Genomic DNA, 15,916 nt, shown 5'->3' with positions numbered 1-15,916 from the left:
TACGCATGCAATCGCTTTCCGGCTCTTCCGCGCCGTCGCCGGCACCCGCTCCAGCTCCAGCTCCGTTGCACCCGGCACGCGCCGCCCGGCATGCGCCGCGCGTCGCCGGCGCGCGGGCGATCGCCGCGCTCCAATGGGGCGTCACGCTGCTGCTGTGCGCGTTCCTGATCGTGCCCGTCGTGATGTCGGTGCTCGCGGGGTTGACCGTCAACTATTTCCGCGGCCTGTCGAGCGGCCTCACGCTGCGCTGGCTCGAACAGGTGTGGCAGCAGTATCACGGCTCGGTCGCGCTGTCGCTCTACGTCGCGTTCGCGACGCTCGCGATCGTGCTCGTCGTCGGCGTGCCGGCCGGCTATGCGCTCGCGCGCAGCAAGAGCCGCATCGCGCGTGCGATCGAAGAAGCGCTCGTGCTGCCGGTCGCGCTGCCGGGGCTGGCTTCGGCGCTCGCGCTGCTGGTCGTGTACGGCGGCTTCACCGCGTTCCGGATGAGCCTGTGGTTCATCGTCGTCGGCCACGTCGTGTTCACGCTGCCGTTCATGGTGCGCGCGGTCGCAGCGGTTGCGGCCGGCGCCGACCTGCGCACGCTCGAGGAAGGCGCGGCGAGCCTCGGCGCGTCGTTCGTCACGCGCTTCGTCACGATCGTGCTGCCGAACCTGCGGCCGGGCATCGTCGCCGGTGCGCTCGCGGTGCTCACGCTGTCGATCGGCGAGTTCAACCTCACGTGGATGCTGCATACACCCGACACCAAGACGCTGCCGGTCGGGCTCGCCGATACCTATGCATCGCTGCGCCTCGAAGTCGGCAGCGCGTACACGATCCTGTTCCTGCTGATGACGCTGCCGCTGCTCGTCGCGATGCAGTGGCTTGGCGTCGATCCGTCCGGTACGCGCGCGCTCAAAAAGCGCCCGCGCTGAAATTTTCGCAGACATGAAACTCGATTCCACTCCCATTACCCTGACCGGCTGCGCGAAGACGTTCCGCGGCACACGCGTGCTCGAACCGCTCGACCTGTCGATCGGCGCCGGCGAAACGCTCGTGCTGCTCGGGCCGTCGGGCTGCGGCAAGACCACCACGCTGCGCCTGATCGCGGGCCTCGACACGCCGGACGCCGGCGGCACGATCGCGTTCGGCGACGACGACGTCACCGCACTGCCGATCGAGCGCCGGCAAGTCGGCATGGTGTTCCAGAACTACGCGCTGTTTCCGAACCTGACGGTGCGCGGCAACGTCGGCTACGGGCTGAAGATCCGCAAGACCGAACCGCGTGCGCTGCGCGAACGCGTCGACGAACTGCTCGCGATGATGCGGCTCGACGCACATGCGGACAAACCGGTCGACCAACTGTCGGGCGGCCAGCGCCAGCGTGTCGCGCTGGCGCGCGCGCTCGCGGTGCGGCCGCGCGTGCTGCTGCTCGACGAACCGCTGACCGCGCTCGACGCGAAGCTGCGCGACGTGCTGCGCCGCGACATGAACGCGCTGCTGCGCGAGCTCGGCGTGACGACCGTCTACGTGACGCACGACCAGGCCGAAGCGATGGAGCTCGGCGACCGGATCGTCGTGATGGGCGCGGGCCGCATCGAGCAGATCGGCACGCCGCGCGAGATCTACTACCAGCCCGCGAACCGCACGGTCGCGCAGTTCATCGGCACGCTGAACCGGCTGGCGGGCCGGTGGCGCGACGGCGCGCTCGCAACGACCGGCGGCGCGATCGTTACGCCGCATGCGGCCGACGAGTGGTTCTTCCGCCCCGAGGATGCGCAGCTCGCCGATCCCGCGCATGCGCCGCTGCGCGGCGCGGTCGGCGCGTGCGCGTTCCTCGGCGAACGCACGCGGCTCACGATCGAGCATGCGGCGCCCGACGCGCTCGTGATCGACGTGCCGGGCCGCATCGCGCTCGCACGCGGCACGGCGGTCGGCCTCACGATCGCGCCGGAAGGCCTGATCGCGCTCGGCGCGTAAGCCGTCGATCCGGCATCATCCAGGCAGCACCCCACGCGGCGCACGCCGCCGCGACAACAACCCGACGATTCCGAGGAACGACGATGCTGCTTGCTCAAATCAGCGATCTCCACATCAAGCGGCCGGGCCAGCTCGCGTACCGGCGCGTCGACACGGCGGCCGCACTCGCGCGCTGCGTCGAGAAACTGAACGCCCTCGTGCCGCGCCCCGACGCCGTGCTCGTCACCGGCGACCTGACCGACTTCGGCCACGACGAAGAGTACGGCAACCTGCGCGGGCTGCTCGACGCGCTCGAGATTCCGTATTACCTGATGATCGGCAATCACGACGACCGCGCCGGTTTGCGCCGCGCGTTCGGCGATCGTGCCGAGCTGCAGGACGGCGAATTCGTGCAGTACGCGCTCGACGTCGGCGCGGTGCGCGTGCTCGCGCTCGATTCGCAGGTGCCGGGCGCGAGTCACGGCGACCTGTGCGACGCCCGGCTCGCGTGGCTCGCCGCGCAACTCGACGCCGCGCGCGACCGGCCGGTGATCGTCGCGCTGCATCACCCGCCGTTTGCGTCTGGCATCGGGCACATGGACAAGCTGCGTCTCGCGCCCGCCGCCGCAGCGAAACTCGATGCGCTGCTGCGCGGCCATCCGAACGTCGAGCGCGTGCTCTGCGGTCACGTGCACCGCACGATGTTCACACGCTTCGGCGGCACGCTCGCGTGCGCGGTGCCATCGCCCGCGCACCAGGTCGCATTCGACTTGCGAGTTGATGGGCCGTCCGCGTTTCGGCTCGAACCGCCGGCGTTCGCGGTTCATCGTCATGCACCCGATACGGGGATGATGTCGCATCACGTCTATGTGGACGAAGGCGCGGGACCGTATCCGTTTTACGAGCCGACGGGCGAGCTGGTCGACTGACGACGTAAAGCGCGTACCGTGGCGGGCGGCCGGTTATGCCGGTTATGCCGGTTATGCCGGTTATGCCGCCGGCAGGATTCGCGTCGCTCCGGTATGATCGGCAGCCTCGACCGGCGCCCGGCCTGACTGCGCACCCGATGCGTGCGCCGCCTGCCGCGCCGCCCACTCCGTTGCCGCCGCCATGTCCACCGCCTCCACCGACCGTCCGACCGACGCCCCCTCGCCCCACTATTCGCGCAGCCTGCTGTTGCTGCTCGCGACGATCGCGGGTGTATCGGTCGCGAACATCTACTACAACCAGCCGTTGCTCGACAGCTTCCGCGCGTCCTTTCCGGACGGCGCGTCATGGATCGGCGTGGTACCGACCGCGACGCAGCTCGGCTATGCGGCCGGCATGTTCCTGCTCGCGCCGCTCGGCGACCGCTTCGATCGCCGCGGGCTGATCCTGCTGCAGATCGCCGGGCTGTCGATCGCGCTGATCGCGGCGGCCGCCGCGCCGTCGCTCGTCGTACTCGCGTTCGCGAGCCTCGCGATCGGCATCCTCGCGACCATCGCGCAGCAGGCCGTGCCGTTCGCCGCCGAAATCGCGCCGCCGGCCGAACGCGGCCACGCGGTCGGCACCGTGATGAGCGGCCTGCTGCTCGGCATCCTGCTCGCGCGTACCGCCGCCGGCTTCGTCGCCGAGTATTTCGGCTGGCGCGCGGTGTTCGCCGCCTCGGTCGCGGCGCTCGTCGCGCTCGCCGTCGTGATCGTGCTGCGGCTGCCGCGCAGCTCGCCGACGTCGACGTTGTCGTACGGCAAGCTGCTCGGCTCGATGTGGCATCTGGCCGCCGAACTGCGCGGGCTGCGCGAGGCATCGCTGACGGGCGCCGCGCTGTTCGCGGCGTTCAGCGCGTTCTGGCCGGTGCTCACGCTGCTGCTCGCCGGCGCGCCGTTCCATCTCGGCCCGCAGGCAGCCGGCCTGTTCGGGATCGTCGGAGCCGCGGGTGCGCTCGCCGCACCGTATGCGGGCCGCTCCGCGGACACACGCGGCCCGCGCGCAGTCATCTCGCTCGCGATCGCGCTGCTCGCGCTGTCGTTCGTGATCTTCGCGTTGTCGGGTTCGAGCCTCGTCGGGCTCGTGATCGGCGTGATCGTGCTCGACGTGGGCGTACAGGCCGCGCAGATCTCGAACCAGTCGCGCATCTATGCGCTGAAGCCGGAGGCGCGCAGCCGCGTGAACACGGTGTACATGGTGTGCTATTTCATCGGTGGCGCGCTCGGCTCGTCGGTCGGCGTCGCCGCATGGCGCGCGTTCGGCTGGACCGGCATGTGCGCGGCCGGCCTGCTGTTTACCGCGCTCGCCGGCTGGTCCCACCATCGCGGCGGCCGGCGCGGCTGAGCGCGGCCGGCCGCCGCTGCGTCACGCGTCGGTGCGCGAGGCGGCCGTCTCGGCGGTGGCGGGCGGCGGCGCGAACGCCGGGGCCGGGTCGATCACCGCGGCGGGATCCATCACCGCCGCGGGCGTCGGCACCGCGAGCGGGACAGCGGACGGCGCGAGGATGGGCGTCGCATCCGGCGTGGCGATCGGCTCGGCGACAGCAGAAGCGTCCGCCGTCACCGCCTGCTCGGCCGCCACGGCCGGCGAACTGGCAGCCGCGGCGGCGGCGGCCGGCCGGCGCGCCGGATCGAACACGAACGACAACCCGACGCTGCCGAGGATCGCGACGGTCGCGACGACCGTCGCCATCGTCACCGGCTCGCCCAGCAGCAGCGCACCGAGCGCGACCGCGACGATCGGGTTCACGTACATGCAGCTGCTTGCGATGATCGGGCTCGTGTGGCGGATCAGGTAGCCGTACGCGACGTACGCGGCCATCGTGCAGAACACCATCAGGTACACGAACGCGAACACCGGCCCGACTGCCAGCTGTTCGACGCGTTCGCCGAGCAGCCACGCGACGATCGTCGACATCAGGCCGCCGAGGCCGATCTGCAGCGACGTCGACAGGAACAGGTCGGACGGCAGCTTGAGCCGCGTCGCGAGATGCGCGCCGCCCGCCCAGAATAGCGCGCCGGCCAGCACGCAAATCGTGCCGAGCGCCGAGTTCGAGGCGGCCGAACCGCCCGAATTCAGCACGACGATGCCGACCATCCCGAGCGCGACGGCCGCCCATTCGCCCTTCGTCACCGGCCGCCCGGCGACCGCCGCGATCACGGTCGCGAACAGCGGCACCGTGGCGACCATCACCGCGGCCGACCCGCTGCTGACCGTGCGCATGCCGAGCGCGATCGTGCCGGACGACAGCGCGACGAGCATCGTGCCGACGATCGCCGAGTTGCGGATTTCCAGCAGCGTCGGCCGTTCGGGCTTGCGCCGCAGCGCGAAGATGAACAGGCCGATCCCGCCGAGCAGGTTGCGCAGCCCCGACAGCAGCAGCGGCGGGAACGACTGCAGCGCGAAATGCAGCCCGCTGTAGGTCGAACCCCAGACGAAATAGATGAAGACGAGGGCCAGCGCCACGCGGCCGCCGCGGCTTTGCGGCAGGCGCAGCGGATGGCGGGCGAAGAAATCGAGAAATCGATCGAGCGGGCCCATCGTCAGCCTGCCCGCGCGGCGCGCCGCGTGCCCCGCTTAAAGACGCCGGGACAACCGGCAAATGGCCCGGACGGGGCCAGGACAGCGGGGGCAAGCGTGCGGAACGACATGACAGTGCGAACGGCGACGAAGTAAACCGGCGGGACCGGCGGCAGAGGAAAAAAGTGCGCAACCGCTGCGGCTGCGCACGCCTGGCATTATGGCATCAAGGATTCGAAAGGAAGCGGGCGCCCTGCCTGAAAGCTTGTCGACTGACGTTTCGGCGCGACACCGGGGCCGGCACGGCGCTCGGCTAACGAACCATCTCGACCTGCACCACCGCGCCGCCATCGTCGGCCGACTGCACGGTGATGCGCCGCCCGGACACCGTGTCGACGAGCGACTTGCCCGGCATCAACGGCGCGTCCTTCATGCCGTCCTTGCTGCCCGGCGTCGCATCGACGAGCGTGTTCTGAATACCGCTGCCCGGATAGCGGACGATCCGCACGGCCACGCCATTGACGAATGGCGACGTGTCGGGCCAGTCCTCGTACGTGCCCTTCGCCCCCCGCGGGCGACGAAATTCGAGCAGCAGGTAGGAGCCGTCGCCGCGCGGCAGGCGATAGCCCTGCTTGCCCGGCAGTGCACTCCAGAGCGGCGCGAGGCGGTACGTGCCCGGCTTGACGAGCAGCGGCACGTCGGCCTCGTCAAGCCACCCCGCGAACAGCTGGTAATCGACGGGATACATGCGCCGGCCGCCACCGCCCACCGTATCGGCCGGATCGTCGATGCCGCCCTTCGCGCAGCCGCCGCCGAGCATGACGGCGCCGCCCTCGATCGGGCAATTACGCAGCGAATCGGGATGCCCCGCGCCCAGCCCGTGACCGAATTCGTGCGCCCACATCCAGTACGCGTGGCCCGAGCCGTTCGACAGAATCCATTGCCCCGGCCGCGCCGCCAGTCCGGCGAACTTGCATTCGCTCGAGTACGGGAAATCGACGAACAGGTAGTCGAACGCGCCGGGATCGACGCCTCGCACCCGCGCGGCGGCCCTCGCCCGCTCGAGGATGGCGCCCGAATTGCAGCCGGCCGGGAATGCGCCGAGATCGACGTCCTCCAGCATCCTGCCGCCGAGCGTCAGCTTGCCGCGCGACGCCAATCCGACATAGTGCGCGAGCGAACCGTAACTCGCGCCGTCACCAAACACGGCCTTGCGAATCGGCTCGGCAGGATTCGCCGTCTGGCCCGTGAAGTGCGCGGACATCAGCAGCACCCGGCGATCGCCCGTCACGATTCGCATCGGCGACGGCAATTCGCCATCGTAGGTCCAGTATGCGGCTGGCTGTTCGGCGGCCGGCAGCATGGCGAGCGTGCGGTCCGTCGCTTGCAGCGACGCGCCCCTGCCGACATCCGACCAGTGCTTGTTGCGCATCGTGAACGAGCCGCTCATGTCGACGTCCGCGCGCCACATCCGCGTCGTCGGATAGTCCGTGCCGTCGCACGGCCACATGTTGACCGTGCCCGGGTTCGACGGGGCCGCGCGCAGGCAGACGCCCCGGCCCTGCGATTCGGCGAGCACGTTCTTCACCCTGAAATAGCCGTTGCCGGCCTGCACCATCCGCCAGCGCTGCGCGTCGGCTCCCGAACACGCGTCGAACCCGACATCCGTGCCGTTGCTTGTCGAAACGGACAGGCAAAGGTTCTCACCGGCTGCGTGGTTCCTGATGGCGAGGCTCGTGTCGACCGGTGCGGGCGGATCGGGCGGCGACGGTTCTTCCTTCTCGGGCGGTTTCGGCGCAGGCGGCGCTTCCTTCTCCGGCGGATGAGGTACCGGCGGCGGCTCCGGCGACTGCGGGTACACCGGATCCGGAGGCGCTCCCGGCTCGTCGGATACCGCGACGGTATCCGCAACGACCTCTTGCTCCTGCGGCACTTCCTTTTCCTGCGCGACCACGGCGGGCGAGTCGGAATCCCCCCCTCCGCACGCCGACAACGTCACACTCGCGACCACGCAAAGCAAACTGAACGACCACCCACGCCGAAATACGACAAGACTCATGTTCGATGACCCATTATTGGACAGGGAATCCGCGCGCGAACCGACCAGCCCGGGCACGCCGGCCCGGGCTTCGATTCGCAGTGCATAAAGAAATGGAGAATGCCGCGGCAATGAGCACGGCACAGGCGGCTGGTGCGAACGCGTCGCGACCGCGGAAGGCCAATGCTAGATTCAAGGCACTTCGCGGACAATGAGACATGTACGAAATTCGTAAATATGTACGAACCTCGTTTCGGTATTCCCGCGCAAAGCCACGGCAATCGCGTGAGCTGTCACGAGCGTAGAGCGGCCGCACGGCAGGCATCATCGGCGCCCGCCTTGAATCGCCGATTCTCGATGCCTGCCCGGTAGCGCCGACCGGTCGTCCTGGCGAGCAAGCGGCCCGCGTGCGCGACGCCTACGATCCGCCGAACCAGTTGTAGCCCTGATCGACCCAGTAGCCGCCGGGGAACGTATCGGTCACGAAGATTTCCATGATGTGCTTCGGGTTCTTGTAGCCGAGCTTGGTCGGCATCCGCAGCTTCATCGGGAAACCGTACTCGGGCGGCAGTGGGTGACCATCGTACTCGAATGCGAGCAGCGTCTGCGGATGCAGCGCGGTCGGCATGTCGATGCTTTCGTAGTAGTCGTCGGCGCACTTGAAGCCGACGTATTTCGCCCGCGTGTCCGCGCCGGCGCGCGCGAGGAATGCGCCGAACGGCGTGCCGCCCCAGCGGCCGATCGCACTCCACCCTTCCACACAGATGTGTCGCGTGATCTGCTCGGCGTGCGGCAGCGCGCGAAGCTCGTCGAGCGTCCACACGCGCTTGCCCGTTACACGGCCGGACAGCACGAGGCGGTAGGTCGACTCGTCGACGTGCCGTACTTCGTCGATCCCGTAATACGCGTTGAACGGAAACGGCCGCGTGATGTCGGCTTCGGTATAGGTCGGCGCGAGCTGGTTCGGGTTGAACAGCCACGCCTGCACGCGATCGTTCATGCGCGACACTTTCTCGAGGAACGTGTTGACCGACGCGTCGTCCTGCAGCGTGCAGCCGGTCAGCATCGCGAGGCCGCCGAGCGTCAGCACGCGCCGATTGAACAGCCGTCGCGACGGCATCTCGAGTTCGCGGCGCACGTCGAGTTCGAGCGATTTCCGGTCGAGCGTCCAGCGCGGCTCGCCGCGGATTTTTTCGGATTCCGACATGATGATTTCCTTCGCCCGCCAAGCGGGTCAGCGGCCGCGCAGCATCGCGAGCAGCGAGCGCGGCACCAGCAACGCCATCGCGACGTGGACGGCAACGAATGCGACCAGCAGCGCCATCGCCCAGAAGTGCACGATGCGCGCGTTGTCGTAACCGCCGAACAGCTCGCGCAGCAGCGGAAATTGCACCGATTTCCAGATCGTGAGCCCCGACAGCACCAGGACGACGAGATCGACGATCGCGGTCAGGTACGCGGCACGCTGCACCGCGTTGTAGACGCTCAGGTCGTCGTGCGACAGCCGCCCGCCGAGCGCGGCGCGCACGTCGCGCCACACCGACGCGGGCGTCACGGGCAGCAGCTTGCGTGCGAAGCGCCCCGTCGCGATCGACATCGCGAGATAGAACAGCCCGTTGCCGACCAGCAACCACATCGCCGCGAAATGCCATTGCAGCGCGCCGCCGAGCCAGCCGCCGAGCGTGATGCCGTGCGCGAACGTGAACGACGGATAGATCGGCGACGCGTCGTAGATGCGCCAGCCGGACAGCGCCATCAGGATCGCCGCGAGCGCGTTGAGCCAGTGGCTCGCGCGCACCCACCGCGGATGGATCGTCGGTGCGGGCGGCGGCGCGCTCGTGCGATCCGTGACAGGAACCGTTTGCATGATGATGACTCCCGCAATGGTGCGACGGGACGCGACGCGCGCCGATGACCGGCCGCCCGCGCCCCGCACGCATTCGTCAGTTCGACGGGCTCATGGCGTCCTTCTTCATCGCGTCGCCCTTCTTCATCGCGTCGTGGCCCATCGCATCCTTCTTCATCTCATGCTTCTTCATGCCGTCCTTCTTCATCGCGCCGTCCTTCGCCATCGCGTCGTGGCCCATCGCGTCTTTCGACATCGACATGCCGTCCTTCGACATCGCGTCGTTCTGCGCATGGGCGCCCGTTGCGATCGTGGCGAGTGCGGCGACACAGGCGGCAAGGAATACGTTTTTCATGACATCTCTCCGATACATGGGTTTGGGAGCCGAATAGACGGAGGACGCCGCAGGAAATGACAGCGATGTCGAAAATTTTTTTCGAAGCAGGAAACAACGGACGGAAATGCTGCACCGCCCGCCGCTTCTGTCCCTGGCGACACGGCGGACAGACGGCAGCGCCTGCTGCGGCGCACCGCAATGCGCGTCGGCGTCCGCGCCCCCCGCTGCCCGCCGACGTCGGCTTCGCACCCGGTTGAAACCACCGCCAAGCCGGTGTATCGTGTGCCCTTGCTAACGCGGGGGTCCTGCAATGCGTTCGGTCAAACAACCGGCATTGCGGGTGAGAAATACCCTTTGAACCTGATCTGGATAATGCCAGCGCAGGGAAGCGTACGGATTTCGCCGCCATCCTTCTGACGAAATCCGCCGCCTCACCAAGCCTCGTCTCCTGCTTAGCTCGAGCCCCACATTCGTCAAGGGCTCCGGGCAAGCGCCGACGCGCCTGTCCGGCGCCCGCACAGGAGATTGCATGAACGCCAATCCGAAGTTTCTGTCTGCCGACGCCCATGTCGACGCCGCCGCCGTCGCGCCGCTGCCCAATTCGCGAAAGGTTTATGTAACCGGCTCGCAGCCCGACATCCGCGTGCCGATGCGCGAGATCACGCAGGCCGACACCCCGACCGGCTTCGGCGGCGAGAAGAATCCGCCGATCTACGTGTACGACACGTCGGGCCCCTACACCGATCCGGACGCGAAGATCGACATCCGCGCGGGCCTGCCCGCACTGCGCCAGCGCTGGATCGAAGCGCGCGGCGACACCGAGGTGCTCCCCGGCCTGTCGAGCCAGTACGGCCTCGAGCGCGCGGCCGACCCGGCCACGGCCGACCTGCGCTTCCCGGGCCTGCACCGCAACCCGCGCCGCGCGCAGCCCGGCAAGAACGTCACGCAGATGCACTACGCGCGTCAGGGCATCATCACGCCGGAAATGGAATACATCGCGATCCGCGAGAACCAGCGCCGCGCCGAATACATCGAGAGCCTGAAGTCGAGCGGCCCGAACGGCGCGAAGCTCGCCGCGATGATGGGCCGCCAGCACCCGGGCCAGGCGTTCGGCGCCGCGGCCTTCGGCGCGAACGCGCTGGCCGAGATCACGCCGGAATTCGTGCGCGACGAAGTCGCGCGCGGCCGTGCGATCATCCCCGCCAACATCAACCACCCGGAATCCGAGCCGATGATCATCGGCCGCAACTTCCTCGTGAAGATCAACGCGAACATCGGCAACTCGGCCGTCACGTCGTCGATCGGCGAGGAAGTCGACAAGATGACGTGGGCGATCCGCTGGGGCGGCGACACGGTGATGGACCTGTCGACCGGCAAGCACATCCATGAAACGCGCGAGTGGATCATCCGCAACAGCCCGGTGCCGATCGGCACGGTGCCGATCTACCAGGCGCTCGAAAAGGTCAACGGCAAGGCCGAGGACCTGACCTGGGAAATCTTCCGCGACACGCTGATCGAACAGGCCGAACAAGGCGTCGACTATTTCACGATCCACGCGGGCGTGCGCCTGCAGTACGTGCCGCTCACCGCGAACCGGATGACGGGCATCGTGTCGCGCGGCGGCTCGATCATGGCGAAGTGGTGCCTCGCGCATCACAAGGAAAGCTTCCTGTACGAACACTTCGAAGAGATCTGCGAGATCATGAAGGCGTACGACGTGAGCTTCTCGCTCGGCGACGGCCTGCGTCCCGGCTCGATCTACGACGCGAACGACGAAGCGCAGCTCGGCGAACTGAAGACGCTCGGCGAACTCACGCAGATCGCGTGGAAGCACGACGTGCAGGTGATGATCGAAGGCCCCGGCCACGTGCCGATGCAGTTGATCAAGGAGAACATGGATCTCCAGCTCGACTGGTGCAAGGAAGCGCCGTTCTATACGCTCGGCCCGCTGACCACCGACATCGCGCCGGGTTACGACCACATCACGTCGGGCATCGGCGCCGCGATGATCGGCTGGTTCGGCACCGCGATGCTGTGCTACGTGACGCCGAAGGAACACCTCGGCCTGCCGAACAAGGACGACGTGAAGGAAGGGATCATCACGTACAAGCTCGCCGCGCACGCGGCCGATCTGGCCAAGGGCCACCCGGGCGCGCAGGTGCGCGACAACGCGCTGTCGAAGGCGCGCTTCGAGTTCCGCTGGGAGGACCAGTTCAATATCGGTCTCGACCCGGACAAGGCGCGCGAATTCCACGACGAGACGCTGCCGAAGGATTCGGCGAAGGTGGCGCACTTCTGCTCGATGTGCGGCCCGCATTTCTGCTCGATGAAGATCACGCAGGACGTGCGCGAGTTCGCGGCGCAGCAAGGCGTGTCGGAAACCGAGGCGCTGAAGAAAGGGATGGAGGTCAAGGCGGTCGAGTTCGTGAAGACGGGCGCCGAGATCTACCATCGTCAGTAAGCGCGCGCAGCGGGCCGCGCCGGCTCGTATCGCGATGTGCGAAGCCCGCTTTCGAGCGGGCTTTTTTGCGCATGCCGTGTGCCTGCCGGCCGATGCGAAACAATTGATTACGAAACCGCGCGAGCCTTAACAAGTCCTTACAGCAGCAGCGCGGGACGGCGCGTAGATTGGGGACATGCACGGCCGCCAGCCGGTCGTGCGCCTTCCGTTCACTACCACAAGGACAACGATCATGAATTCGATTCGGCGTTTTGGGGTATGCGCGCTCCTCGTCGCGACAGTGGCCAGCCTGTCGGCCTGCGATTCGATGTCGCGACGCCAGCGCGATACGGCAATCGGAGCGGGTGTCGGCGGCGTGGCCGGCGCGGCGATCGGGGGCAATGCGCTGTCGACGCTGGGCGGCGCGGCGGCCGGCGGCATCATCGGTAACCAGGTCGGCAAGTAAGCCAGCCGACACCGGCCGGTTGGGCATCGTCGCCCAGCCGCGGGCCGGGCGGTCCAACGGCGTTTCCGCGGTGCGGAAGCGCCGTTTTCGTATGTCCTGCCGCAACCGGCGCGGCCGCTCCGCCCGGAAATGATCGGTTACCGTTTTTCATGCCGTGTCATCGGTACTCGGCCTAAGCTACAAGCATCTGCCGATAGCCGGCTCCGCCGGAGACACATCATGAACAGGACCTTCGTCGCCGCGGCGCTTGCCTGCACGACGCTTGCGGGCTGCTACTACCCGTACGGCTATATCCCGGCGGGCTATTACACGGCTGCGCCGGTACCGGCGCAGCCCGCGCCCGTGTATGTCGATCCCGCTCCCGCGTACTACTATCCGGCGCCTGCGTATGCGCCCGCGTGGGGCGGTTATTGGGGCCCGGCGCTGTCGCTCAATTTCGGCTTCGGCGGACGCGGCGGCTGGCGTCATCACTGATTCTGCCCGGCCGCGCCGCACGCGCTCGGCGTCCGCCGCCCGGCGGCAAACCGGCGGAATTCCCGTTTCTTGTCGTTTCATCCGATCATGAAACGACGGGGCGGTAACGCGGTGTAAGATTCCTCGCATCCCGTCCCCGCCCTCGCCGATCGATGTCACCCAAGAACGCTTTCCTGCTGACCGTACTCGCCGCCCTGTGGGGCGCATCCTTCTTGTTCATCCGAGTCGGCGTCGTCGATTTCGGGGTCGCGCCGCTGATGGCGCTGCGCGTGGGCATCGGCGCGCTGTTTCTCGCGGGCTTCGCGCTGACGCGCTTCAAACCCGCCGATCTCGGCGCCCGGCTGCGCCGTCATGCGTGGCCGCTGTTCGTCGTCGGCGCGCTGAATTCGGGCATCCCGTTCTGCCTGTTCGCATTCGCCGAGCTGACGCTGTCGGCCGGCGTGACGTCCGTGATCAACGCGACGACGCCGCTGTGGGGCGCGCTCGTCGCTTACCTGTGGCTGAAGGACAAGCTGTCGCTGCCGCGCGCACTCGGCCTCGTCATCGGGTTTGCCGGCGTGCTCACGCTCGTGTGGGACCAGGTCGCGAACGCGCACGGCGACACGGGCGCCGGCGCGACCGCGCTCGCCGCGGCGGCCGCACTCGGCGCGACGCTGCTGTACGGCATCGCGGCCAACTATACGAAACGCAAGCTCAGCGGCGTCGATCCGCTCGTCAACGCGGCCGGCAGCATGATCGGCTCGACCGTGCTGCTGGTGCCGTTCGCGATCGCGACGTGGCCGGCCGCGCCGGTCGGCGTGCACGCCTGGGGCGCGGTGCTCGCGCTCGGCGTCGCGTGCACCGGCATCGCGTATTTCATCTTCTTCTACCTGATCGCGCATGTCGGGCCCGCCCGCGCGATTACCGTCACGTTCGTGATCCCCGTGTTCGGGCTGCTGTGGGGCGCGCTGTTCCTCGGCGAACACGTGTCGGCCGTGATGATCGAAGGCTGCGTGATCGTGCTCGTCGGCACCGCGCTCGCAACCGGCGTGATCAAGCGGATTCCCGGCGTCCGACCGCGCGGCGGCGAGGCGACCTGACGATCGGCGCGCCGGGCGCGCACGAACCGCCGCCGGTCGCCCGTGGCCCGTGGCCGCCGCGCGGCGATGCCGGTGACGACGCGACGCGGGTTGGCCGGCCCGCCCCCGATCGCACCGCGGCACGCGGGCATTCGTCTCATTCGTCTGACGGCGGCAGCCGGCCACCGGAATGTCCCGTATCGGGCCGCGCATCGCGCGGCAGCAACGCACGGTCGTACCGCCGCGCTGCCGCGGGATCGTCATCTGTCGCCGTCAAGCGCTTCGTTTCGCGACGGTCATGCACCGGACGCATGCACGCGGCGCCCGTCGCCGCGCCGCCGCGTACGGGCGGAATCGCGGTGTACCGTTTGCGTCTGGAGTTACCCTGATACGCGCGCCGCGGCAATCCCGTTACACTCGGAAAACTCATCCGCAGAAGGCGTTTCGATGCCCTACGTTCTTTCGCGTCCGCCTGCGCATGCGGCTGCATCGGCGTGGCGGGGCGTCGGCGCCCCGCCGCCCGCTTCCGGGCACCGTTGACATGAAGCCCGCTCGCGACCTGTCGCTCGACGCCCTGCTCGAACGCCTCACGCCGACACCCCACGGCTGGCTCGCCACCTATCGCACCACGACATTGCGCAGCGTGTTCCAGCCCGTGCTGTCGATCACGCACAAGCGCGTCGTCGGCTACGAGGCGCTGCTGCGCGTCGTCGATGCGAACGGTGCGCTGGTGTCGCCCACCGCCCTGTTCGACAAGACGCGCGGCGACGCCGACGCACTGCTGCTCGACCGGCTCGCGCGCTGCCTGCACACCGCCAACTTCGTCACGCAAGGCATCGGCGACGGCTGGCTGTTCCTGAACGTGACGCCGCGCGTGCTCGACACGGGCCTCGTGCAGCGCGAGTTCGTCGAGGCGCTGTGCCGGCATTTCGCACTGCCGCCAAACCGCATCGTGCTGGAAGTGATCGAACAGCCGGCGCGCGACGAAGCCGCGCTCGCCCGCACGATCGACATGATCCAGCATCGCGATTTCCTGATCGCGATCGACGATTTCGGCACCGGCTTCTCGAACTTCGACCGCGTGTGGCGGGCGCGGCCCGACATCGTGAAGCTCGACCGCTCGCTCGTCGAGCGTTCGACCGGCTCGGCCGACGATCGCCGCATCATGCATCACCTCGTGTCGATGCTCCACCAGGCCGGCGCGATGGTGCTGGCCGAAGGCGTCGAAAGCGACGACGCACTGCAGGCGCTGATGGAAGCCGACATCGATTTCGTGCAGGGTTTCCAGTTCGGCCAGCCCGACGCATCGATCGCGCACGCGAGCGCGGCGGCGCCCGCGATGCTCGACGCCGCATGGCGGCGCTTCATCGCCCGCCGGCACACGCCGGTGGCCGCCGAGCAGCCGGGCTTCGACGCGATCGAACGGCTCGTGCTCGGCGGCGCGGCCGCGTTTTCGGCGAGCGGCAACCTGCAGGACGCCGCGCAACGCGTATTCACGGTGCCGGCCGCGCGTCGCGTGTTCGTCACGGACGAGACCGGCGAACAGTTCCTGCCGTCGATCGGCGCACCGCCCGACGACAGCCAGGCGAGCGTCACCCGTCTCGCCCCGCTATTCCCCGAGACCCACAGCAACTGGTCGCGCCGCCCGTATTTCCAGCGCGCGATCGCCGCCCCCGGCCGCGTCGCGCTGATGGGCCCGCACTTCTCGCTGACGGAAGGCCGCGACTGCTATACGGCTGCCGTCGCGATCCGCGCGCAGAGCCGGCTCGTCGTGTTCTGCGTCGACTTCGTGCTCGACAGCGCGGGAACCGTGATGCGATAGCCGGCGCGCAC

14 protein-coding genes and 1 riboswitch are annotated in these 15,916 nt (G+C 68.4%); of the genes, 9 read left to right on the top strand and 5 right to left on the bottom strand.

Annotated features, from left to right (window positions below):
* Nucleotides 1–5: 5 nt before the first annotated feature.
* From CFB49_RS06010 to CFB49_RS05995, 4 genes are all read left to right on the top strand, one after another.
* Nucleotides 6–914, top strand: coding sequence for an ABC transporter permease (locus CFB49_RS06010; RefSeq protein ID WP_089490891.1), 909 nt, complete (start codon nucleotides 6–8; stop codon nucleotides 912–914).
* Nucleotides 915–927: 13 nt separating this feature from the next.
* Nucleotides 928–1,959 (top strand): ABC transporter ATP-binding protein, encoded by a 1,032-nt coding sequence (locus tag CFB49_RS06005; protein WP_089490890.1) that lies wholly within the window; start codon nucleotides 928–930, stop codon nucleotides 1,957–1,959.
* An 83-nt stretch (nucleotides 1,960–2,042) separates the two neighbouring features.
* The gene (locus CFB49_RS06000; RefSeq protein WP_089434785.1) at nucleotides 2,043–2,867 is read left to right on the top strand and encodes a phosphodiesterase; all 825 of its coding nucleotides are present in this window, start codon (nucleotides 2,043–2,045) and stop codon (nucleotides 2,865–2,867) included.
* Nucleotides 2,868–3,048: 181 nt separating this feature from the next.
* Nucleotides 3,049–4,248 carry an MFS transporter gene (locus CFB49_RS05995; protein ID WP_089490889.1) on the top strand — a complete coding sequence of 400 codons (1,200 nt, stop codon included), beginning with the start codon at nucleotides 3,049–3,051 and terminating at the stop codon, nucleotides 4,246–4,248.
* 21 nt (nucleotides 4,249–4,269) lie between these two features.
* On the opposite strand, the gene CFB49_RS05990 is transcribed toward CFB49_RS05995, so the two are convergent.
* The 5 genes from CFB49_RS05990 to CFB49_RS05970 form a co-directional block, all read right to left on the bottom strand.
* Nucleotides 4,270–5,445 (bottom strand): EamA family transporter, encoded by a 1,176-nt coding sequence (locus tag CFB49_RS05990; RefSeq protein WP_089490888.1) that lies wholly within the window; start codon nucleotides 5,443–5,445, stop codon nucleotides 4,270–4,272.
* A 292-nt stretch (nucleotides 5,446–5,737) separates the two neighbouring features.
* A complete protein-coding gene (locus CFB49_RS05985; protein ID WP_256975952.1) occupies nucleotides 5,738–7,357 on the bottom strand; it encodes an RICIN domain-containing protein in 1,620 nt (539 codons plus the stop codon).
* A gap of 523 nt (nucleotides 7,358–7,880) precedes the next feature.
* A complete protein-coding gene (locus CFB49_RS05980; RefSeq protein ID WP_089490887.1) occupies nucleotides 7,881–8,669 on the bottom strand; it encodes a molybdopterin-dependent oxidoreductase in 789 nt (262 codons plus the stop codon).
* Between the two features lie 27 nt (nucleotides 8,670–8,696).
* Complete coding sequence (locus CFB49_RS05975) at nucleotides 8,697–9,329, bottom strand: cytochrome b/b6 domain-containing protein (protein ID WP_069617056.1); 633 nt, start codon at nucleotides 9,327–9,329, stop codon at nucleotides 8,697–8,699.
* 76 nt (nucleotides 9,330–9,405) lie between these two features.
* Nucleotides 9,406–9,663, bottom strand: a complete 258-nt coding sequence (locus CFB49_RS05970; protein ID WP_089490886.1) for a pentapeptide MXKDX repeat protein — start codon at nucleotides 9,661–9,663, stop codon at nucleotides 9,406–9,408.
* A gap of 270 nt (nucleotides 9,664–9,933) precedes the next feature.
* A riboswitch (TPP riboswitch) is annotated at nucleotides 9,934–10,050 on the top strand.
* Between the two features lie 124 nt (nucleotides 10,051–10,174).
* Between CFB49_RS05970 and thiC the strand changes: the two genes are divergently transcribed.
* The 5 genes from thiC to CFB49_RS05940 all read left to right on the top strand — a co-directional run bounded on the left by thiC (nucleotide 10,175) and on the right by CFB49_RS05940 (nucleotide 15,905).
* Nucleotides 10,175–12,106: a phosphomethylpyrimidine synthase ThiC gene (thiC, locus tag CFB49_RS05965; protein ID WP_060965798.1), complete on the top strand. Its 1,932-nt coding sequence runs from the start codon at nucleotides 10,175–10,177 to the stop codon at nucleotides 12,104–12,106.
* 232 nt (nucleotides 12,107–12,338) lie between these two features.
* On the top strand, nucleotides 12,339–12,551 hold the full coding sequence (locus tag CFB49_RS05960) for a glycine zipper 2TM domain-containing protein (RefSeq protein WP_011545020.1): 213 nt from the start codon (nucleotides 12,339–12,341) through the stop codon (nucleotides 12,549–12,551).
* 219 nt (nucleotides 12,552–12,770) lie between these two features.
* Complete coding sequence (locus tag CFB49_RS05955) at nucleotides 12,771–13,025, top strand: hypothetical protein (protein WP_089490885.1); 255 nt, start codon at nucleotides 12,771–12,773, stop codon at nucleotides 13,023–13,025.
* A 152-nt stretch (nucleotides 13,026–13,177) separates the two neighbouring features.
* The gene (locus tag CFB49_RS05950) at nucleotides 13,178–14,104 is read left to right on the top strand and encodes a DMT family transporter (RefSeq protein ID WP_089490884.1); all 927 of its coding nucleotides are present in this window, start codon (nucleotides 13,178–13,180) and stop codon (nucleotides 14,102–14,104) included.
* Between the two features lie 520 nt (nucleotides 14,105–14,624).
* Nucleotides 14,625–15,905: a sensor domain-containing phosphodiesterase gene (locus tag CFB49_RS05940; RefSeq protein ID WP_069617052.1), complete on the top strand. Its 1,281-nt coding sequence runs from the start codon at nucleotides 14,625–14,627 to the stop codon at nucleotides 15,903–15,905.
* The last annotated feature ends 11 nt before the right edge of the window (nucleotides 15,906–15,916 follow it).

Source organism: Burkholderia sp. AU17457 (genome assembly GCF_002223255.1).
Classification (GTDB): Bacteria; Pseudomonadota; Gammaproteobacteria; order Burkholderiales; family Burkholderiaceae; genus Burkholderia; species Burkholderia sola.
Note: the sequence above shows the minus strand (reverse complement) of the source record. Positions and strands in the feature narration are given on the sequence as shown.